Raw genomic sequence first — 20417 nt, 5'->3', positions numbered from 1 at the left:
CACGGTGGCGAGATCCGAAGCGTCCACGGACGCCAGGCGCCGCCCGCACTAGCGGTCGACGAGCACCGTGCCGACGTCGCCGAAGCCCAGCGCGTTGCGGGTTGCGGTCGTCAGGTCGAACTCGCGGTTGCCGACGTAGGGGCCGCGGTCGATGACGCGGGCCCGGACCTCGCGGTGGCCGACGCGGAGCGTCAGCTTGGTGCCGCAGGGCAGCGACTTGTGGGCGACGCCGATGGTGCCGGGGCCGAGGCGCCCGCCGCAGGCGAGCGGACCGCCGTAGAGGCCCGGCCCGTAGTACGAGGCGTAGGCGGCGCGGAAGCCGTGGACGCGGGCGACGCGCTCGCTGTCGCCCTCGACCTTCGAGGTGCCGACGACGCGGACGCGGGCCAGCAGGTCGCCGGTGCGGCGGACCTTGGTCTCCAGGTGGAAGCGGCCGCCGCGGGCGACGATGTCGCGATCGACGGTCCGCCAGCGGCCCTCGCGGCGCAGCTCGAGCCGCACGCGCAGGTCGCGCGGGGCGCGGGCGACACGGCCGGTGTAGCTGGCGACGCGGCCGACGAGCACCGAGCCGCGCTCGCTGCTCATCCGGATGTTGGCGGCGAACCGCTTGGCGACGGCCGGCGCGGCGACCGTCGTCGGGGCGGCGTCGCCTGAAGGCGTGGCTCCGCCAGCGGCGGGGGCCGCGGCGATCGCGGGCGAGGTGGCAGTCAGGGCCAGCGCCGCGCCCGCTGCCAGAGCAGCGCGATGCGGCGTGACGAACGCGTGACGGGTCACGGAACGTGTCTCCTTGTCAGGCGCCTACGAGGTGAGCTGACGGGCTCGCAACCGCCGGCGGACGCAGTCGTGCGACCTTCGACGGGCGCTACGGGCGCAACTGCGCCCGATTCGCCCCGGCCGGTCCGCGCCTCGGGTCAGAGGCGGGTCCGGCAAGTGGTTCCCCCGCTCGGCGCATGCGGACATGCGCCGACTCGGCGTCGGTGAACGGTCCGGTAACCGTACGGCGTCCTCAGCGCCCTGCACGTGCGATGGCGCACACACGTTCGTATCGCGCCCCGCCCCGCGCCCCGCTAGAGCATGGAGGACAGCGCGGCGATGATGCCGGCGGCGACGTCCGACGTCTCCAGCTCGGAGCGCATCCGGGCCAGGCCGAGGCGGATCCGGCCCTTGACCGTGCCCAGCGGGACGCCCTCGCGGGTCGCGATCTCGCCGGCGGTCAGGTCGCCCCAGCAGGCCAGCCAGATCGCCTCGCGCTGGGGCTGGGGCAGCGTCGCCATCGCCTGCAGCAGCGCGGCCCGGGCCGCTCGCCGCTCGGCCTCGGTGACGGTCGCGTCGACCGGGTCCCGGCGGGTCGCGGCGTGGCCGACGCGATCGCTGGCGCGGGCTCCCGCCTGGCCGTGGCGGAGCAGGTCGACGGCCCGCGACCGCGCCATCACGCGCACGTAGGCCGCGAGCGATCCACGGTCGGCGTCGAAGCGGGCCGGCTCGCGCCAGAGCCGCAGGAAGACGTCGTGGACCACGTCCTCGACCTCGGAGCGGCGACCCGCGGGGCCCAGGACGCTCGAGGCCGCCGTGGCCGCGGCCGGAGCGTGCTCGGCGTAGAGGCGCGCGAAGATGCGGGGGTCGCGGAGGTTCATCGGACAGGAAGCGGGCGCCGTCGGCGCCGCGCAGCACCTCTACGGTAGCGATACGCCAGAGCAACGCCAACGCGCCAGGGAACCTTACCGTGCCATGGTGCCACCATCGCCCGACGATCGACGCGTCCGTCCGCCCGCGGCGACGGCCGACGGCGACAGCCCCCGGGGATCCGTCGATTCGGGTTCAATGGTCCCGTGCGCGATCAGCCGCTGCCGCTCCGGATCCTGCGCTGGATCGTGATCCTCGTGCTCGCGCTGGCGCTGTCGTTCGCGATCCTGCGGATCGCCGTCCAGGATGACTCGGCGACCGACGCCCCCGGGTCCGCGGGCACCACCGGGCGCACCACGGCGGCTCCCGGCGCCGACAGCAGCGCCACGCTGTTGCGCGACGGCAACGCCGTGGTGACGGTGCCCGACGACCGCGCCGCCCGCCAGGTGCGACGGCTGGCGGCGGCGCTCGGCGCCGAGGACCGTCCCGCGGTCCGGGCCGCCGGCCAGGCGGTCGTGATCGTCGTCCGCCCCCGCGCCGCCGGCGTCGTCGCCCGCGTCGGCGACCAGCGCCTCGGCGTCCGATCGGCCGCCGACCCGGCGCTGCGGACGTTCCTGGCCGACGGCCTCGGCGGTTGACGCCGCGGGTTCGCGGCAGCGGGCACCGAAGCGGCCGACCGACCGCGGGCGGGCGGGCAGGTCAATATCGTGGACGGCGATGCGGATCGCCCTGGCTCAGATCGACCTCGTCGTCGGTGACCTGTCCGGCAACGCCCGGCGCTCGATCGACGCGATCGAGGCCGCGCGCGAGGCGGGCGCCGCGATCACGGTCCTTCCCGAGCTGACGATCACCGGCTACCCGCCGGAGGACCTGCTCTTCAAGCAGCACTTCCTGGACGACGCACGGGTCGCGCTCGACGACGTCGCCGCGGCCACCAGCGGGACCGTCGCGATCGTCGGCTTCCCGGAGCGCGGCGGCGACGCCGTCTACAACGCCGCCGCGATCCTGGCCGACGGCGAGGTCCAGGGGATCGTCCGCAAGGTCCGCCTGCCCAACTACGGGGTCTTCGACGAGTACCGCTACTTCGGCGCCGGCGACCACGCCGCGATCGTCGAGGTCGACGGCGTCCCGGTCGCGGTCACGATCTGCGAGGACCTGTGGCTGCCCGACGGGCCGGCCGCCGCCGCGGCCGCCGCGGGCGCGACGGTGATCCTCAACACCTCGGCCTCGCCCTACCACCGCGGCAAGGGCCACCAGCGCGAGCGGATGCTCGCCCAGCGCGCCCGCGACCACGTCGCCGTCGTCGCCCTCTGCAACCAGGTCGGCGGCCAGGACGAGCTGGTCTTCGACGGTCACTCGGTGATCCTCGACCACGAGGGCCTCGTCGTCGGCCGCGCCGCCCAGTTCGCCGAGGACCTGCTGGTCTGCGACGTCGATCCGGCGGCCGCCAGCGCCGCCCGCCTGCGCGATCCGCGGGGTCGCCTGGCCCATCGCCCGGCGCTCGGAACGCCGGTGCGGACGGTCGCCCGGCTGACGACGGCGGCCACCGAGCACCCGCCGACCTCGACGCCCCCGCGCCACGGCCACCCACAGGACGAGAGCCCGCACGGCGACGGCGAGCTGTTCCCGACGCTCGACCCGATCGCCGAGGTCTACGCCGCGCTGGTGCTGGCGACCCGCGACTACGTGGCCAAGAACGGCTTCTCGACCGTCGTCCTGGGGCTCTCGGGCGGGATCGACTCGACGCTGGTGCTGCTGGTGGCGATCGACGCGCTCGGCGCCGACCGCGTGCGGGCGATCGTGATGCCCTCGCCGTACTCCTCCGAGGGCACCCAGTCGGATGCCGATCGCCTGGCGGACGCCGTCGGGGTGCAGCGGATGCGCCTGGGGATCAAGCCCGCGATGGACGCCTACGACCAGATCCTCGCCGAGCCGTTCTCCGGGCTCGAGATGGACCTGACCGAGGAGAACCTGCAGGCGCGGATCCGCGGCAACCTGCTGATGGCACTGTCCAACAAGCACGGCTGGCTGGTGCTCACGACCGGCAACAAGAGCGAGATGTCGGTCGGCTACTCGACGCTCTACGGCGACAGCGCCGGCGGCTTCGCGGTCATCAAGGACTGCCCGAAGACGCTCGTCTACGACCTCGTGGCGCACCGCCGTCAGGTCACGCCCGACGCCTGGGGCACCGACGGCGAGCACGACGTCCTGGCCTCGATCGTCGAGCGCCCGCCGTCGGCCGAGCTGCGGCACGACCAGCGCGACGACCAGTCGCTGCCGCCCTACGACGTCCTCGACCGGATCCTCGAGGGCTACGTCGAGCTCGACCTCGGCCGCGACCAGCTGGTCGACCGCGGCCTGCCCGCCGCCGACGTCGAGCGGGTGATCCGGCTCGTCGACCTGGCCGAGTACAAGCGCCGCCAGTCCCCGCCCGGGGTCAAGATCACCCCCCGCGCGCTCGGTCGCGACCGGCGGCTGCCGATCACCAACCGCTACGGCGGGTGACGGCGCGAGGCGTCCGCTGACGCTTCGCATCTCGCCACCTGGTGCGCTCGGCAGTGCCGAGCACAGCTCTCGCTTCCCGGCGGCGACCTGCTCGGTCTGCGAACGCCTCGCATCCGCCACCGGCCACTGCCGCTAGTCCGGCAGCGGTCGGACCGCGATGACCATCCGCGAGATCGCGGCCAGGCGACCCTCGTCGTCGGTGATCCGGACGTCCCAGACCCAGGTCGTGCGGCCCTTGTGCAGCCGCTCGGCGCGGGCGTGGATCGTGCCCTCGAAGATCGGCCGCAGGAAGTTGGTGCTGTTCGAGAGCCCCTGGGCGCTCATGCCGTCGGCGTAGACGCCGACGGCCGTCGCCATCGACGTGATCGACTCGGCGATCGAGGCGTAGACCCCGCCGTGCACCAACCCCATCGGCTGCTTGACGTGGTCGCCGACCGCGACGGTGGCCTCGATCCAGTCATCGCCGTGGGCGCCGATCTCGAGGCCGATCTGGCCGTCGAGCGTGTTCTCCACCGGGATCAGCGAGGGAAGGTCCATCGCGAGATCCTATGTGGCGCGCGCCGCAGAGGCCCGTGCCGCCCGCGATCCACCGCCGCGGACTCATCGACGGCCCTTACACGTTCCGAACGATCGCGCCGGTAGATTCCTGCGCTGATGTCGCGCTTGGAGGAGCTTCACCCCGATCAGCAGGCCGTGCTGCAGCTGGTGCTGCGCCGGAAGCTCGCGTACGGCGACGTGGCCGACGCGCTCGGCCTCGACGCCGCGCTGGTGCGGGAGCGGTCGCTGGATGCCGTCGACGGGATCGCCCCCGACGACGTGCCGGGCCTCGAGCCGGAGGATCGCGATCGGATCGCGGACTACCTGCTCGGCCAGCAGTCCGCCAGCGACCGCCAGGCGACCCGCGAGCTGCTCGACAGCCACGCCCCGGCCCGCACCTGGGCGCGGCTGGTCGCGGCCGGCCTGCGCCCGCTGGCCGGCGACGAGCTGCCGGCGGTTCCCGGCGACGGCGAGGACGTCCGCGAGGCGTTCGCCGCGCTCGACGCGCGCAAGGTCGCCGAGGGCCGCGACCACCAGCGGCGCAGCCTCGGGACGATCCTGCTGCTGGTCGCCGGCGCGCTCGTGACCGCGGCGATCGTGCTCTGGGTGGCCGGGGTCTTCGACGGCGGCGACTCCGCCGACGACAGCACCGCGTCGACGCCGACCACGACCGCGACGACGACCGCGATCACCCAGCTGCCGGCGACGATGGCCCAGCAGGTCAACCTCAACCCGCCGAAGGGGGCGACCGGCGCGGCCGCCAGGCCGCGGGGCGTCGCCCGCCTGCAGGTCGAGCAGGGCCAGATCCTCGCGGTCCTCGCCGGCGAGCGCTTCCAGCCCGTCCGCTCCAGCCGCCAGACCTACGCGGTCTGGCTGACCGGCGGCGGCCAGACGGCCGCCCGGCTCGGATGGTTCAGCAACGGCGAGAAGGACCAGTCGACCGGCAAGCCGACGCCGAAGACGATCGACTCCAAGGGCAAGATCGCCGGCACCGTGATCCCGCTGATGGCCGCCAAGGACCTGAAGACCGGCAGCGAGGTCCAGATCGACCCGTCGAAGTACACGACGCTGGTGATCGCCGAGGAGACCGAGAAGACGCTGGCCGGCACCAAGCCGGGCAAGGTCGTCGTCAGCGGCTCGCTGCTGCGCTGACGCGCGCCGCGGATCGGCGGCCGGGCGGGCGCCGCCGCTCCCGTCCCGCGGGGCCGCCGGCGGCCGCTCAGCCGAGCGCGCGCCGCAGCCGGTCGAGCGCCTCGCCCGCCTGCCGCCGCGCCGCCTTGCGACCCAGCCGCCGGGCGACGAACCCGCGTTGGACCAGATCCCGCTCGACGGCGCACGTGACGCGGCAGCGGGCGCCGTCGTCGACCGGCTCCAGCCGCAGCTCGACGGCGCTGCGGGTGAGGGCGCGGGCGAACGGCGTCCCGGCCAGCTCCTGCTCCCAGCGCTGCAGCTGCTCGCGGCGCGACGCGGCCACCCGCCAGTCCATCCGCACGGGGACGCCGCGCGAGCTGCGCAGGACGAGCGTGAAGCGCCCGCCCTGGACGTCCTCGACCCGCTCGGCGCGCGGCCACCAGGAGACGACCCGGCCGCCGTCGGAGATCAGGTACCAGACGTCCTCCGGCGTGGCGTCCAGGACGGCCGTCGCCGCGGCGCTCGCGTCGTTGCCCACGGTCGCCTCAGCTGTCGTAGCGCACGAGCGCGTGGACGTCGTGGGGGGCGAGCGCCGCGCGCCCGCCCAGGAAGCCCAGCTCGACCAGGAACGAGCAGGCGACGACCTCGCCGCCGAGGCGCTCGACCAGCGAGCAGAGCGCGCCCGCCGTCCCGCCGGTGGCCAGCAGGTCGTCGTGGACCAGCACCCGCGTGCCCGGCGGCAGCAGGTCGGCGTGGACCTCGAGGTGGTCGGTGCCGTACTCCAGCTCGTAGCTGACGGCGATCGTCTCGCGCGGGAGCTTGCCGGGCTTGCGGGCCAGCAGGAACCCGGCCCCCAGCTCGCGGGCGAGGGCCGGGCCGAGCAGGAATCCGCGCGCCTCGGCGGCGATCACCCGCTCCACCCCCAGCTCCGCGGTCAGCGCGGTCAGCTGGTCGACGGCGCTGGCCAGCGCCTCCGGGTGGGCCAGGACCGGGGTGATGTCGCGGAAGATCACGCCCGGCTCGGGGTGGTCCGGCAGGTCGACGATGTGGGCGCGCAGGTCGAGCGCGTCGGCCGGCGGCCGAGTTCGGTCGCCGCTCACGCGACCAGCCTCCGCAGGTCGCGGATCAGCAGCAGGTGCTTCAGCCGCATCGTGGTCGCCGCCAGGGTCTCCAGCGCGTCGACCGCCTCGGCCCGCCGCTCGCTGTTGCGCGAGCGCAGCGCGGGCCCGAGCAGCTGCTCGAGCAGCGCGCCCTCGCGATCGGCGGAGCTGCGCAGGACCCGCAGGTGCCGCCCGCCGACGCCGTAGCGCGCCAGCTCGACCGCGGCCCGGACGATCTCCCGCTCGTCGTCGTCGAAGACGATCGCGCCCTCGTGCTCGCGGCCCTGCACGATCCCGAAGTCCCGCAGCTCCTTGACCAGCTGCGGCGTCGCGCGGGTGTCGTCGCAGAGCTCCTCGACCGTCCGCAGCGTGCCGCCGGAGGCCTTGATCCGCGGGCGGTGCGACGTCGCCGCGCTCGTCGCCGGCGAGTCCTCGTCGTCGTCCGGCCCGACGACCCGCGGCTCCTGCCCGCGGCCGGCGGCGAGCTCCTGGCGGATCACCCGCAGCGGCAGGAACTCGTCGCGCTGCAGCCGCAGGATCGTGCGCAGGCGGTCGACGTCGTCGCTGCCGAACAGCCGGTAGCCGCCGCTGGTGCGGCGCGGATGCAGCAGCTTCTGGTCCTCGAGGTAGCGGATCTTCGAGATCGAGATGTCCGGGAACTCGCCGACCAGCAGCTTGCAGACCTGCCCGATCGTCAACGGCCGGCCGGAACGGCCCGCCGCGGGTCGCCCCGCCGCCGGTACCTCGGTGAGCTGCTCCTCGGCCATCGGGGCCTCAGCGGGCCAGGAAGGTGAGCTTGTACTTGCCGACCTGGACCTCGTCGCCGTCGGACAGCAGCGAGCTGTCGATCCGGCGCCGGTTGACGTAGGTCCCGTTCAGCGAGCCGAGGTCGTCGATGTGCCAGCCGTCGTGGCGCGAGACCACGATCGCGTGGTCGCGGGAGACGGTGACGTCGTCCAGGAAGAGGTCGCTCTCCGGCCGGCGGCCGATCGTGACCCGCTCGCCGGCGAGCGGGAAGCTCTCCCCCTCGCGGCCGCCGCCGGCGCGGACGACGAGCGCCGCACCACCGGACTCGCGCACCTGGGCCAGGTCGACCGCGGCGACCTCGCCGGTGTCGCCCACGCGGTAGGTCGCCGTCGTCGGCTCCTCGTGCGCGTGGATGTCCCCCAGGTAGGCCCCGCACTTGGGGCAGAAGTTGGCGCCCTCGCCCGCGACGAACCCGCACTCCGGGCAGTGGACCGCCATCAGGAGGTCGCGCTCCCCTCGCCGTCCTCGACCTGCTCCGCCGGACGCAGGCCGGCGGCGCGGCCGGCCAGGATCTCCGTCAGGCGATCGACGTCCGAGCCGCCGATCACGGCTTCGCCGTCCTCGTGCTTGCGACGCAGGCGGCTGACCAGCTCGGCCCGCAGGATGTCGATCTGGCCGTGCAGGATCCGCCGGCGGTAGCTGACCTCGGTCTCTTCCGTGGTGAGGCGATCGATCATCGCCTTCAGCTCCTCGTCGGAGAGGCTGCCGAGATCGGGAAACGTGTCTTCCATGCGCAGTGTGGCTCCGAAGGAGGGACGGCCGTGGCGAGCATACCAGCGCTCTCGGCCCGCTCCTCGACCTCCGGTTGAGGGTGCTGGTTGGGCCGTTGACCGCGATCGCCGCGGAATCGCTACGTCGTGGTGCCCTCGCGGCGCTCGCGCAGGGCCCGGCGGCCCTGCACCGTGTAGCGCGCGGCGGCCATCAGCGAGAGCGTGACGCCGACGTAGAGCAGCACCTCGGCGAGCGCGTTGAGGCCGACGAGGGCGAGGAAGAGGCTGCCCATCGTCGGGACCACCGCGATCCGGCCCCACCAGTTGACCTGCATCCCGAGTCCGAGCCGCACGGCCTTGCGGCCGTTGTAGAGGACGTACAGCTCGCGGGCCACGAGGATCGCCAGCGCCCACCGCGGCAGCAGCTCGAAGCTCCAGCAGACCACGCCGCCGGCCATCACCAGCGACCGGTCGGTGACCGGGTCCAGCAGCGCACCGAAGCGGCTGTACTGGCCCGTGGCGCGCGCCAGGAAGCCGTCCAGGTAGTCGGTTCCGGCGATGAAGGCGAAGAGCACGGCCGGCAGCGCGTCGGTCCCGCCGTCGCTGCTCAGCGCCAGCACCAGGAAGACCGGGATCAGCGCCAGCCGGATCATCCCGACCGCGTTCGGCAGCGTCCAGACGTTCAGCGGCTGGCCGGGCAGCGTCTGCGGGGGCGGCGGTCCCGAGCGGTCGATCCCGAACAGCCGGTAGACGGTCATCCGGACCCGCTCGGTCTGCTCGCGGGTCTTGTCGCGGATCGGCTCGGTCCGCTCGCGCAGCTGCTCGGTCCGCTCGCGGGTCTTGTCGCGGACCTGCTCGGCCCGCTCGCGCGTCCGGTCGCGGACCTGCTCGGCCCGCTCCCGGACCGGCCCACGGCCGCTCACGTCGGCCGGAGCGTCCTCGCCGCTCGGCGGTGGATCCACCGGGCGATCGGGGTCGGCCGGGATCAGGGGATCCGCTCCCACAGCTCGCGGACCGCGTCGGCCAGCCCGTCGAGGGCCAGGCCGCCCTCGATCGTCTCCTGCCCGCGGCGGATCTGGGCCTCGACCCGGCCCTCGGCCAGCGAGCGCTTGCCGACGGTGATCCGCAGCGGGCAGCCGAGCAGCTCGGCGTCGGTCAGCTTCTGGCCGGCGCCGCCGTTGCGGTCGTCGAGCAGGACGTCGAAGCCGGCGGCCGTCAGCTCGTCGTAGACCTTCGCCGCGGCCAGCTGCTCGTCGGTGCCCTGCTTGCCGAGCGCGACGACCTCGATGTCGAACGGCGCGATCGCCTTCGGCCAGCTGATCCCCTGCTCGTCGTGGAACTGCTCGACGGCGGCGGCGGCGATCCGCGCGGGACCGATCCCGTAGGAGCCCATGACGATCGGCTGCTCCTTGCCCTCCTCGTCGAGGAAGGTCGCCCCGAGCGGCTCGGAGTAGCGGGTCATCAGCTGGAAGATGTTGCCGACCTCGATCGCCGGCTCGATCGTGACGGGCTGGCCGTCGACCGTGTCGCCGGCCACGACCGCGCGGACGTCGGCGATCTCGTAGGCGAAGTCGCGGCCGGGCACCACGCCGTCGAGGTGCTGGTCGACCACGTTGGCGCCGACGACCCAGCCGCCGCCGTCGTTGGCCTCGGTCGTCGCCTCGGCGGCCGCGTCGAGCAGCACGGGGACGTCGCTGCCGATCGGGCCGAGGAACCCGGGCGGCCCGATCCGGTCGCGGATCTCCTGCTCGGACGCCTGGCGGACGGTGCCGCCGAGCGCCTTCTCGAGCTTGATCTCGACGACCTCGTGGTCGCCGCGCAGCAGCACCAGCACGAGCCGCGGCTTGGCGGCGGGGACCTCGCCCTTGACGGTGGCGGGCGCGGGCGTCACGACGACCGGGAACGCCTTCAGCAGCGACCCGGCCGGCCGGTCGAGGTGCTCGGCGAGCGCCGCGATCGTGGTCGTGCCGGGGGTCTCGATCGTGACCGGCGTCTCGCCCGCGGGCGGCAGCGCGATCGGCTGCGCGTCGGCGGAGGCGACCTCGACGTTGGCCGAGTAGGACGCGCCGTCGGGGCCCGCGAGGACCACGTCGTCCTCGCCGGCGGCGCAGGGCGCCATGTACTCGTGGGCGCGCTTGCCGCCCATCATGCCGGTGTCGGACTCGACCTCGTACCAGCGCAGGCCGCTGCGGTCGTAGACGCGCGCGTAGGCCTCGCGGTAGCGCTCGTAGTGCTCCTGCAGGCCGGCCTCGTCGCGATCGAAGGTGTAGGCGTCCTTCATCACGAACTCGCGGGTGCGCAGGACGCCGGCCCGCGGCCGCGGCTCGTCGCGCTCCTTGACCTGGAACTGGAAGAGGCTGAAGGGCAGGTCGCGGTAGCTGCGCACGATCTGGGCGACGTGGCTGGTCATCGCCTCCTCGTGCGTCATCGCCAGGACCATGTCGGCGTCCTTGCGGTCCTTGAGCCGGAACAGCTCGCCCTGGATCGCGTCGTAGCGCCCGGTCCGCTTCCACAGCTCGGCCGGCTGCAGGACCGGCATCAGGACCTCCTGGGCCCCGATCCGCTCCATCTCCTCGCGCACGATCGCGACGACCTTCTGGTGGACGCGCCAGCCGGCCGGCAGCCAGCTCCACAGCCCGGCGCCCATCTGGCGGACCAGGCCCGCGCGCACCATCAGCTGGTGGGAGACGGCTTCCGCGTCGGCGGGCGGCTGACGCTCGGTCGGTAGCAGCAGCTGGGAGAGGCGGGTCATCGCGGGGGAATCTAGACGACGGCCACGGGTCGATCCCGTGCGGCTACCGGCGGTCGCGTAGCGGACCCGCGGGTTCGAGCCGATCGCGGTGGCGCGACCGGCGCTCGACGGGTCCAGCGCGGCTGTCCGCCGCAACCGCGAGACTCCAGCGACCGCAACCCGCGCCCGTCCAGCGGGTTCCTATCCACTGACCCGCGCCGTGCCGCGCTCGACGGGCGCCTCGGCGCCCGGCTCGGCGCCTCCGCGTCCCCCCTTCGAGAGGAGACCCCGTCCGATGACCTCCCGCACCCTCCGCGCGGCGACCGCGACCACCGTCGCCGTCGCCCTGCTCGCCCTCCCCTCCCTCGCGCCCGCGTCGAGCACGATGCTGACCGGGATCGCCGACGAGAACGTGCTGAAGGGCGCCACGCCGGGAGGCGCCGAGGCGACGGTCGCCAAGTGGAAGGCCGAGGGCGTCCAGGACGTGCGCATGTTCGCCCAGTGGAACAAGCTCGCCCCGAGCACGGACGCGACCAAGGCGCCGAACGGGTTCGCGGGCAGCGATCCGAAGTCCTACGACTTCTCGACCCTCGATCGCAACGTCGACCTCGTCCGCAAGCACGGCATGAGCGTCACGCTCGTGATCTCCGGACCCGGTCCGGTCTGGGCGTCCCAGGAAGCGGTGCGGCGCAACGGGACGTGGAAGCCGAACCCGACGCTCTTCGGCGAGTTCGCGACGGCGGTCACCAAGCACATCGCCGCCAAGATCGACCGCTACATCGTCTGGAACGAGCCCAACGTCGCCACCTGGCTGCAGCCGCAGTACAGCTGCACCGGGACGACGTGCAAGCCGTACTCCCCGCACCTGTACCGCCAGCTGGCTCAGGCGGGGTACGACGCGATCCACGCCAACGATCCGTCGGCCCGGATCGCGGTCGGTGCGACGTCCTCGCGCGGCGACAAGGTGGCGATCCGGACGAACGCGACCTTCCAGCCGATGAACTTCCTGCGCGAGATGTCCTGCGTGACGTCCAAGTACAAGGCGAAGCGCTCCGGGCTCTGCAAGAACTTCAAGCCTGTCACCGGGTATGCCCTTGCATACCATCCGCACTCTGGGCAGATTTCGCCCGGTCGCCGCGAGAGTAATACCGGCGATGCCAAGCTCGGCGACCTCTCCCGGCTGTCCTCGGTCGTCGATCGACTGACCAGGGCCCGCCGTCTCAAGGTCGTCGGCGCCAAAAAGATGCCGTTCTGGTTCGACGAGTACGCGTACCAGAGCAGCCCGCCCGACAAGATCGAGGGAGTGTCGCTGCGACGCCAGTCGCTGTGGTCCCAGTGGGGCTGGTCGATCGCCGCCCGTAGCTCGCGCGTGCAGATGCTGACCCAGTACGAGTGGTTCGACGAGCCGACTGGCTCCGACGGTCTCTACAACCGCTGGCAGTCCGGGCTCTACTTCGCCGACGGCCGCGCCAAGCCGCTGGCCGCCGCCTTCGCCAACCCGATCTACGGCTGGCGCACGTCGAAGGCCGGCTACGTCTGGGGCCAGGCGCGCCCCGGCAGCCAGGCGATCCAGGTGACGCTGCAGCGTCGCAGCGGCAGCGGCAGCGGCTACCGCGACTACAAGGTCATCACGACCAACGGCGTCGGCCAGTTCAAGGTCAAGGTCCCGAAGTCGACCAAGGCCCAGTACCGCTTCACGTTCGTCGACCCGCTGTCGAAGCAGACGCGGACCAGCGACGCGGTCGGGCTGGCCAAGGACTGAGCGAGGGCAGCGTCCGCCGGGCCCCATCGCGGCCCGGCGGAAATATCAGCCGGCGCCAGCGTGACCACATTGGCGCCGCAGCCACCGCAGATCGGTGTTCACCGGCCCGACCCGCAGCACGTCGCCCTGCGTCCCGAAGCGCATCGAAACAACATCAGCTGCCGCTGAGCGCGACGACGGTCGCCCGATGATCTCAGCCCAGGGACGATGGCGGCCGGTCGGGACCTTTGCCGCGCTCGGCGGTATCGCGATCAGTTCACCGAACGATTGGTGGTACTCCGATGGAGGCCAGCATATTCGCAAGGCGAACACTCCCCGGCGACGAGCGGCTGTCCAAGGCTGGCAAGTCGCAGATCCCCGGACTGGACGGGCGCGTTCAACGATGGATATGCAGATCGAGTCACTTGCCGCGACGGCGACGTAGACCGGGGTTCGCGTCGTAGCCCGCGTCGGCAGAGCCCTCTCCCACTCAGGGCGAAGCGCCGCGACACCGCGACGCTCAGCAGGTCGAACACTCGCCACGACGTAGGCGGCCTCAACAAGTCGTACTAACGCAGAGAGCACACAACAAGCCGGTAAGGGCAATGGTCGGCCGCGCGAGACGAAGCATTCCTGGATCGTACCCACACACGGTCATGCGTGCAACTATTGGACTTGCGTCTGCCGACTGGCCCGTCGGGCGCGTGGGCATCTCAGTACGGAGACAGCGACAATCTCGTTCTCGGCGCAGCGACCGCCCTCCGGCCCTCAGCCCGCGCGGGTGAAGCGGCGGCCCGCCGTCGGCGAGGACGACTCGTCGACGGCGGTCTTGACCACGACCTCGGGCTCGGCGGCCTGCGCCTGCGCCTCGGCCTTCTCCTTCTCGAGCGCGGCGAGGCGCTCGGGGGTCATCGCGGAGAGGTCCTCGTTCTCGGACAGCCAGCGGGTCGCCTCGGCGACCTCGCGCTCGTCGCGGACGATCGTCTTGCCCGAGGCGTAGTAGCGGTCGATCTCCTTGAAGAGCTCGTCGACCAGCTGGTCGGTCGGGACCTTCTTCAGCGGCTCGCCCTTGGAGAAGATCATGCCCGCGTCCTTGGCGCCGGTGATCCCGAAGTCGGCGTGGCGGGCCTCGCCGATGCCGTTGACCGCGCAGCCCAGGACCGAGACCTCGATCGGATCCTCGTAGGCCTCGAGCCGCTGCTCGACCTCGGCGACCACCGAGTCCATGTCGAACTGCAGCCGGCCGCAGGTCGGGCAGGCGATCAGGACCGGGCCCTTCTCGCGCAGCTTCAGGGCCTTGAGGATCTCCCAGGCGACCTTGACCTCCTCCTCCGCGTGGAAGGTGGAGAGGCTGATCCGGACGGTGTCGCCGATCCCGTCGGCCAGCAGGGTGCCGAGGCCGACGGCGCTCTTCAGCGAGCCGGTGTACTTGGTGCCGGCCTCGGTTACGCCCAGGTGCAGCGGGTAGGGGATCCGCTCGCTCAGGCGCCGGTTCGAGGCGATCGTGTTCGGCACCGAGGTCGACTTCATCGAGACCTTGAACTGGTCGAAGTCCAGGCGCTCCATCAGGTCGACCGTCTCGACCGCGGCCTGCACCAGCGCCTCGACCGGATCGCTGTACTCGAGGTCGCGCAGGTGCTTGGGCAGCGACCCGGAGTTGACGCCGACGCGGATCGGCACGTCGTGGCGCTTGGCGACCGCGACGACCTCGGCGACCTTCTCCGGACCGCCGATGTTGCCCGGGTTCAGGCGGATGCAGTGGGCGCCCGCCTCGATCGCCTTGATCGCCAGCGTGTGGTTGAAGTGGATGTCGGCGATGATCGGGATCGGCGATTCGACCACGATCGTCTTCAGCGCCTCGACGTCCTGGTCGCGAGGCACCGCGACCCGCACGATGTCCGCCCCGGCCTCGGCGACCCGGCGGATCTGGGCCATCGTCTCCGGCAGGTTCGCCGTCTCGGTCTTCGTCATCGTCTGCACGGCGACCGGCGCTCCGCCCCCGATGAGGACGTCGCCGACGCGGATCTGACGCTGCGAGGCCATGTCCCGATTGTACGGAGCCCACCGGGTCGGCCGTGGGACCGTCGCGTGACCGGCCGATCCGCGGTGGCAACGGCGGTCGCGCGGGCCGCCGCGGCGTCGCGAGTCCCGGGCGTGCGTCCGCGCCGCGCCCGCCGCACTACCCTCCCTGCGTGCCGTCGCCCCGCCCGGACGTCTACGCCACCGCCCGCGGGCCGCTGGCCCGGATCGCCAGCCCGATCGCGGGTCGGCTGCGAGCGCGGCGCCACCAGCAGCTGTTCGCCCTGACCGGGATCGGTCGCGAGCAGCGGATCCTCGACGTCGGCTGCGGGACGCTCGGCCTGCGCGCGCAGGAGCCCGAGCTGGACATCACCGGCACCGACGTCGTCGACCGCCCCTCGTACCCGGGGCCGTTCGTGCGGGCCGACGCCACCGCGCGGCTGCCGTTCGACGACGACGCGTTCGACCTCGTCTACTGCAGCTCGGTGGTCGAGCACGTCCCCCGCGAGCGCCGCGCCGCGCTGGCCCGCGAGCTGCGGCGGGTCGGTCGCGGCCTCTACGTCCAGACGCCGGCCTACTCGTTCCCGATCGAGCCGCACGCGCTGCTGCCCGCCGCCCACTGGCTGCCGGTCCCGCTGCGCAAGCCGTACTGGCGGCTCGGCGCCCAGGGCCCATGGGAGGACATCGACCTGCTGCGGCGCCGCGAGATGGTCGCCCTGTTCCCCGGAGCGACCGTCCACGCCGAGCGGCTGGGACCGCTGGCGAAGAGCTGGATCGCCGTCGTGCCGGTGCCTCGCAGCTAGCCGCGTACGTCAGACACAGCGTCGGCGGCGATCCATAGGATGCCCGCCATGCAGCAGCTACGTGCGTGGTTCAGCCGTCGCAACGTGACGGTCGGCGGGGCCGCGGCGATCTCCGTCGCGGTCGCGTCGGTCGCGTTCGCTGGGCCGATCGTCTACTCGGAGTACACGACCGGCGGCGAGCGCGAGAACCGGGTGGTGCAGAGCGACGGGAGCGGGGACGCGCGGTTGCCCGACGGCGTCGCCGCGATCAGCGTCTCGCCCGACGGCCAGCGCCTGGCCCAGGTCGGCCTGACCTACGAGAAGGGCAACGACGGGTACGACGAGGCCACCCGCTCCTGGCTGCGAATCTCGCGCGGCGACGGCTCCGGCAGCGTCATCATCGTCGAGCACCCGATCGGCCGCCGCGTCTCGAAGGTCGTCGCGGGCAAGCCGGTGTGGTCCCCGGACGGCTCGCGGGTGCTCGTCGACGAGCTGGATGCTCGCCAGCCGCGGCGCATCCACGTCACGCGCCTGTCGTGCACCGTCGACCGACCGGCCTGCGATCGCGTCGGCTCACGGACGGTGACCGGCGAGTCGGCCCCCGACGCGGGCGACCTCTTCGAGACCGACATCCTCGGTTGGCAGGCACAGGACGGCCCGGTGCGGATCGCGTCGCCTGCCCTGTACCGGCCCGCCGCGGCTCGTTGCGGTGCCCGCGGCGTCGTGCTCCACGGGCCCCGGGTCACGGTCAAGGCGCTCTGGGCGACGTCGTCGTTCGGCGCGCCGCTGCTGCTGCGCGGCATCCTCCGCGGCGACGACCAGGCCCGCTTCGGCTACCCGACGAAGCAGTCGATCGATCCGCGCAGCGTCGGGGCGATCACGGTCGCCGACGGCACGCTGGCCTACGACGCCCCGAAGGCCGCGATCCGCCGCAGCGCGATCCGCTGCACGAAGCGGACGGTTCGTTGGAGCGGCGCTCGCTCGATCGGCCTCCCGCGGCTGCGGCTGCGCCACGCCGGCCGTACGGCGGTGCTGCCGCGACCGGCGGGGCTGCTGCGCGAGGACGGCCTGCGACTCGTGCCGACCGCCGACGGCGGGGCGCTGCTGCTCAGCCGTCCGTCGCCGTCGACCTCCCGTGGCCGGACCGTCTGCGATCGTCGCGACGACTGGTGCAACGGACTCGGCCGCCGTCCTGGGGGCGAGCGGCCCCAGCGCGTCTGGCGCTACCGGCCGGGGACGGCGGTGCTGACGCCGGTCACCGGCATCAGCCGTGCCGCGCTGCGGACGATCACCGCCGCCTCCGACTTCGCGGTCGGTGACGGCGAGAGCGTGATGGCGGTCGACGACCGCCAGATCACGCGGGTGCCGCTCGACGGCGGCACGCCGACGGTGGTCGCCCGTGGCGAGGGGCTGGCGCTGGGCGTCGCGGCCTGGTGAGTCCGCCGCCGGCGGCGCCGGCTCACGCTGTGCGGGTGGCGCCAGCGCGCCCCTACCCCGCCCGCCGCAGCCACTCCTCCAGCAGCACCGCCGCGGCCCGCGAGTCCTCGTCGCTGTCGCGGCCGCCGCTCTGCTGGGCCATGCGGGTGGTGAAGCGCTCGTCGTAGAGGTGGACGGGGCGCGGCTGGCCGGCCTCGGCGAGGGCGTCGGCCAGCCAGCCGGCGAAGGCCCGCGCCTCGCGCGTCTGGTCGGTGTCGTGGCCGCCCAGCCCGATCGGCAGCCCGACGACGATCTCGTCGACCTGGCGCTCGTCGATCAGCCGCAGCAGCGCGCGCCGGCCGCGGCGCGATCCGACCCGCTCGATCGCCGGCAGCGGCGTGGCGATCGTGCCCGTCGGGTCGCTCAGCGCCACGCCGGTCCGCGCCGCGCCGTGGTCGAGGGCCATCAAGCGCACGATCGGCCCGCGCCGCCGCTCAGGCGCCGAGCGCGGCAGCGATCGCGGCGCGCGCGGCGGCCAGCGCCTCGTCGGTCTTCGACGGGTCCTTGCCGCCGGCCTGGGCCATCGTCGGCTTGCCTCCCCCACCGCCGCCGACGACCGCGGCCGCGGCCTTGACGACGTCGCCGGCCTTGACGCCGCGCGCGACGACCTCCGGCGCGACCGCGACGATCAGCGCCACGCGCTCCTCGCCCGGAGCGGCCAGCACCACCACGCCGGGACCGGCGAGCTTGCCCTTGACGCGATCGGCGACCTCGGGCAGCGCCTTGGCCGCCGCCGGGGGCAGGCCGTCCAGGCGCGCGACCACCACCGGGACGCCGGCGACGTCGGTCGCCTCGCCCGCCAGCTGCTGCTCGTCGACCGCCGACGCCGCGGCCCCCGCGCCGCCGCCCTTGGCCTCGTCGCGCAGCTTCGCGACCCGCGCCGGCAGCTGGTCGACCGGCACCCGGACGACCTCGGCGGCCGCCTGCAGCAGCCGGTCGTGCTCGCGCAGCTGCTCGATCGCCGCCGGCCCGGTGATCGCCTCGATCCGCCGCACGTTGGCGGCGCTGGAGCCCTCGCTGGTGATCTTGAAGACGCCGATCTCGGCCGTCGAGCGGACGTGGGTGCCGCCGCACAGCTCGCGGCTGAACGACCCGTCGCCGATCTCGACCATCCGCACGATCTCGCCGTACTTCTCGCCGAACAGGGCCTGGGCGCCCATCGCCTTGGCCTCGTCGAGCGTCGTCGTGATCGCCCGCACCCGGTCGTTGGCCAGGATCCCGGCGTTGACGCGATCCTCGACCCAGCGCAGGTCCTCCGGCGAGAGCTTCGACGGGTGGCTGAAGTCGAACCGCAGCTTGTCCGGCCGCACCGCCGAGCCGGCCTGGTGGACGTGGTCGCCGAGCCGCTCGCGGAGCGCCGCGTGCAGCAGGTGGGTGGCGGTGTGGTTGCAGGCCGTCGCGTGACGCGCGACCGGGTCGACCCGCGCCACGACCCGCTGGCCCGCCGTCAGCGCGACGCCGTCGATCGCGGCCTTGCCGGCCTCGGCGGCGGGCTCGACGATCAGCGCCTGGTCGTCGCCCGCGCGGACCAGCCCGGCGACGCGGGTCGGCTCGCCGCCGCCCTCGACCGTGATCAGGCCGGTGTCCGAGACCTGGCCGCCGCCCTCGGGGTAGAACGGCGACTCGGCCAGCTTCAGGTAGGTGCGGCCGTCCTGCTGCAGGATCCCGGCGACGGTCGTGTGCTGCTCGAGCGTCGCGTAGCCGGTGAACTCGGTCGGCGTCGGGGCGATCCGACCGGCGATCGACCCGGCCGACGCGCCACCGTGGTCGCCCGCCCGCGACCCGGCCTGCGAGCGCTCGCGCTGCTCGGCCATCAGGCGATCGAACTCCGCCTCGACCTCCGCCAGGCCGTCCCCCTCCAACCAGGCGCTGCCGGGACCCGACGCGGCGAAGATCTCGACCGACAGGTCGAACGGGAAGCCGAAGGTGTCGTGCAGCTGGAACGCCAGCGCGCCGTCGAAGGTGCCGGCGGCGATCGCCTCGTCGAGCCGCTTCTCGCCGGCCGCCAGGGTCCGGTCGAAGGCCTGCTCCTCGGCGCGGATCCAGGTCAGCATCTCGTCCCGGCGCTCGACCAGCTCCGGGTAGCCGGCGCCCATCGTGGCGATCACCGGCTCCAGGAACCGCGGCAGCACCTCGCCCTCGATCCCGATCGCGCGCGCCTGGCGGATCGTCCGGCGCATGATCCGGCGCAGCACGTAGCCACGGCCCTCGTTCGAGGGCACCACGCCGTCGGCGGTCAGGAAGGCCGTCGCGCGGCTGTGGTCGGCGATCACCCGCAGCGCCTTGTCGACCACCGCGTCGCCGGCCTCGTAGCGCTTGCCCGACAGCTGCTCGCCGAGCGCGATCAGCGGCGCGAACTGGTCGGTCTCGAAGATCGTCTCCTTGCCCTGCAGCAGCAGCGCCATCCGGTTCAGGCCCATGCCGGTGTCGATGTTCTGCGTCGGCAGCGGCGTCAGCGTCGAGGAGCCGTCCTCGTGGCGCTTCTGGTCGTACTGCATCAGCACCAGGTTCCAGAACTCCATGAAGCGGTCGTCGGCGTCCTCGTCGCCGGGCTTCTCGCCGCTGCCGTAGGCCGGGCCGCGGTCCAGGTAGAGCTCGGTGCAGGGACCGCAGGGGCCGTTCGGGCCGGCCTCCCAGAAGTTGTCGTCGCGGCCGAGCAGGACGATCCGCTCGCGCGGGAACCCGGCGGCGACCCAGGCGTCGACGGTCTCCTCGTCGACTCCGAGGCCCAGGCCCTCGTCGCCGCCGAAGACGGTCACCCAGACCTTGTCGGGATCGAACCCGAAGCCGTCGTTGACCAGCTTCCAGGCGAACTCGATCGCGCCCGCCTTGAAGTAGTCGCCGAAGCTGAAGTTGCCGAGCATCTCGAAGAACGTCAGGTGGCGCGCGGTCACGCCGACGTTCTCCAGGTCCTCGGTCCGCATGCACTTCTGGCAGGTGGTGACCGTCGGCGCCGGCGGCGTCGCCGCGCCCAGGAAGTACGGCTTCAGCGGGTGCATGCCCGCGATCGTGAGCAGCGCCGAGGGGTCGTCGGCCGCCGGCACCAGCGAGGCGGAGGCCAGCCGCTTGTGGCCGTGGGCCTCGAAGAAGGCCAGGAACGTCTCGCGGATCTCGTCGCTGGTTACGGGCGCAGCGGTGCTCACGCCCGCGATTGTGTCGGATATCGCCGCCGCGCCGCGACCCGGGCGCGCGGGGCGGTTCTTCGCGAGGTCTTCGCCACGCGCCAGCCGGGCCTTCGGGGCGCGCGGTGGAATC

19 protein-coding genes are annotated in these 20417 nt (G+C 73.4%); 6 read left to right on the top strand and 13 right to left on the bottom strand.

Annotation, left to right across the window (positions count from 1 at the left end):
* Positions 1–48 precede the first annotated feature (48 nt).
* Both PAI11_RS25060 and PAI11_RS22205 read right to left on the bottom strand, forming a co-directional pair.
* Positions 49–774 carry a septal ring lytic transglycosylase RlpA family protein gene (locus PAI11_RS25060; RefSeq protein ID WP_007578922.1) on the bottom strand — a complete coding sequence of 242 codons (726 nt, stop codon included), beginning with the start codon at positions 772–774 and terminating at the stop codon, positions 49–51.
* A gap of 293 nt (positions 775–1067) precedes the next feature.
* The gene (locus PAI11_RS22205; RefSeq protein ID WP_007578920.1) at positions 1068–1634 is read right to left on the bottom strand and encodes a sigma-70 family RNA polymerase sigma factor; all 567 of its coding nucleotides are present in this window, start codon (positions 1632–1634) and stop codon (positions 1068–1070) included.
* Between the two features lie 195 nt (positions 1635–1829).
* On the opposite strand from PAI11_RS22205, the gene PAI11_RS22200 reads away from it, so the two are divergent.
* Complete coding sequence (locus tag PAI11_RS22200; RefSeq protein WP_007578917.1) at positions 1830–2261, top strand: hypothetical protein; 432 nt, start codon at positions 1830–1832, stop codon at positions 2259–2261.
* Positions 2262–2340: 79 nt separating this feature from the next.
* Positions 2341–4128: an NAD+ synthase gene (locus PAI11_RS22195; RefSeq protein ID WP_007578916.1), complete on the top strand. Its 1788-nt coding sequence runs from the start codon at positions 2341–2343 to the stop codon at positions 4126–4128.
* A 132-nt stretch (positions 4129–4260) separates the two neighbouring features.
* Here PAI11_RS22195 and PAI11_RS22190 read toward each other — a convergent pair whose 3' ends face one another.
* Positions 4261–4665: a PaaI family thioesterase gene (locus tag PAI11_RS22190; protein WP_007578914.1), complete on the bottom strand. Its 405-nt coding sequence runs from the start codon at positions 4663–4665 to the stop codon at positions 4261–4263.
* Positions 4666–4782: 117 nt separating this feature from the next.
* Between PAI11_RS22190 and PAI11_RS22185 the strand changes: the two genes are divergently transcribed.
* The gene (locus PAI11_RS22185; protein WP_040601369.1) at positions 4783–5817 is read left to right on the top strand and encodes a hypothetical protein; all 1035 of its coding nucleotides are present in this window, start codon (positions 4783–4785) and stop codon (positions 5815–5817) included.
* Between the two features lie 67 nt (positions 5818–5884).
* Here the strand turns inward: PAI11_RS22185 and PAI11_RS22180 are convergent, their stop codons facing one another.
* The 7 genes from PAI11_RS22180 to PAI11_RS22150 all read right to left on the bottom strand — a co-directional run bounded on the left by PAI11_RS22180 (position 5885) and on the right by PAI11_RS22150 (position 11165).
* Positions 5885–6334 carry an SRPBCC family protein gene (locus PAI11_RS22180; protein ID WP_007578909.1) on the bottom strand — a complete coding sequence of 150 codons (450 nt, stop codon included), beginning with the start codon at positions 6332–6334 and terminating at the stop codon, positions 5885–5887.
* Positions 6335–6341: 7 nt separating this feature from the next.
* Positions 6342–6896 carry an adenine phosphoribosyltransferase gene (locus PAI11_RS22175; protein ID WP_007578907.1) on the bottom strand — a complete coding sequence of 185 codons (555 nt, stop codon included), beginning with the start codon at positions 6894–6896 and terminating at the stop codon, positions 6342–6344.
* On the bottom strand, positions 6893–7663 hold the full coding sequence (gene ftsR / locus PAI11_RS22170) for a transcriptional regulator FtsR (RefSeq protein WP_007578905.1): 771 nt from the start codon (positions 7661–7663) through the stop codon (positions 6893–6895). Before ftsR ends, PAI11_RS22175 begins: the two co-directional genes overlap by 4 nt.
* Positions 7664–7670: 7 nt before the next feature.
* Positions 7671–8141 carry an FHA domain-containing protein gene (locus PAI11_RS22165; RefSeq protein ID WP_007578903.1) on the bottom strand — a complete coding sequence of 157 codons (471 nt, stop codon included), beginning with the start codon at positions 8139–8141 and terminating at the stop codon, positions 7671–7673.
* Positions 8141–8434, bottom strand: coding sequence for an RsiG family protein (locus PAI11_RS22160; RefSeq protein WP_007578902.1), 294 nt, complete (start codon positions 8432–8434; stop codon positions 8141–8143). Before PAI11_RS22160 ends, PAI11_RS22165 begins: the two co-directional genes overlap by 1 nt.
* Before the next feature lie 119 nt (positions 8435–8553).
* On the bottom strand, positions 8554–9336 hold the full coding sequence (locus tag PAI11_RS22155) for a CDP-alcohol phosphatidyltransferase family protein (RefSeq protein ID WP_244406584.1): 783 nt from the start codon (positions 9334–9336) through the stop codon (positions 8554–8556).
* 62 nt (positions 9337–9398) lie between these two features.
* The gene (locus PAI11_RS22150; protein WP_007578899.1) at positions 9399–11165 is read right to left on the bottom strand and encodes a proline--tRNA ligase; all 1767 of its coding nucleotides are present in this window, start codon (positions 11163–11165) and stop codon (positions 9399–9401) included.
* Positions 11166–11439: 274 nt separating this feature from the next.
* Between PAI11_RS22150 and PAI11_RS22145 the strand changes: the two genes are divergently transcribed.
* Positions 11440–12906 carry a hypothetical protein gene (locus tag PAI11_RS22145; RefSeq protein ID WP_007578897.1) on the top strand — a complete coding sequence of 489 codons (1467 nt, stop codon included), beginning with the start codon at positions 11440–11442 and terminating at the stop codon, positions 12904–12906.
* A 747-nt stretch (positions 12907–13653) separates the two neighbouring features.
* Here the strand turns inward: PAI11_RS22145 and ispG are convergent.
* Positions 13654–14928: a flavodoxin-dependent (E)-4-hydroxy-3-methylbut-2-enyl-diphosphate synthase gene (gene ispG, locus PAI11_RS22140; RefSeq protein WP_007578895.1), complete on the bottom strand. Its 1275-nt coding sequence runs from the start codon at positions 14926–14928 to the stop codon at positions 13654–13656.
* A gap of 149 nt (positions 14929–15077) precedes the next feature.
* On the opposite strand from ispG, the gene PAI11_RS25055 reads away from it, so the two are divergent.
* Complete coding sequence (locus PAI11_RS25055; RefSeq protein WP_007578893.1) at positions 15078–15707, top strand: class I SAM-dependent methyltransferase; 630 nt, start codon at positions 15078–15080, stop codon at positions 15705–15707.
* A 48-nt stretch (positions 15708–15755) separates the two neighbouring features.
* Positions 15756–17123 carry a hypothetical protein gene (locus PAI11_RS22130; protein ID WP_007578892.1) on the top strand — a complete coding sequence of 456 codons (1368 nt, stop codon included), beginning with the start codon at positions 15756–15758 and terminating at the stop codon, positions 17121–17123.
* Positions 17124–17175: 52 nt separating this feature from the next.
* Here PAI11_RS22130 and ruvX read toward each other — a convergent pair whose 3' ends face one another.
* Entirely contained in the window at positions 17176–17568 is a 393-nt protein-coding gene (gene ruvX, locus PAI11_RS22125; RefSeq protein WP_007578890.1) for a Holliday junction resolvase RuvX, read from the bottom strand.
* 28 nt (positions 17569–17596) lie between these two features.
* Positions 17597–20305: an alanine--tRNA ligase gene (alaS, locus tag PAI11_RS22120; protein WP_040601367.1), complete on the bottom strand. Its 2709-nt coding sequence runs from the start codon at positions 20303–20305 to the stop codon at positions 17597–17599.
* Positions 20306–20417: the final 112 nt, after the last annotated feature.

It is taken from the genome of Patulibacter medicamentivorans (assembly GCF_000240225.1).
In the GTDB taxonomy this organism is placed as follows: domain Bacteria; phylum Actinomycetota; class Thermoleophilia; order Solirubrobacterales; family Solirubrobacteraceae; genus Patulibacter; species Patulibacter medicamentivorans.
The sequence above is the reverse complement of the archived record's forward strand: the minus strand, read 5'-3'. Positions and strand labels throughout refer to the sequence as shown.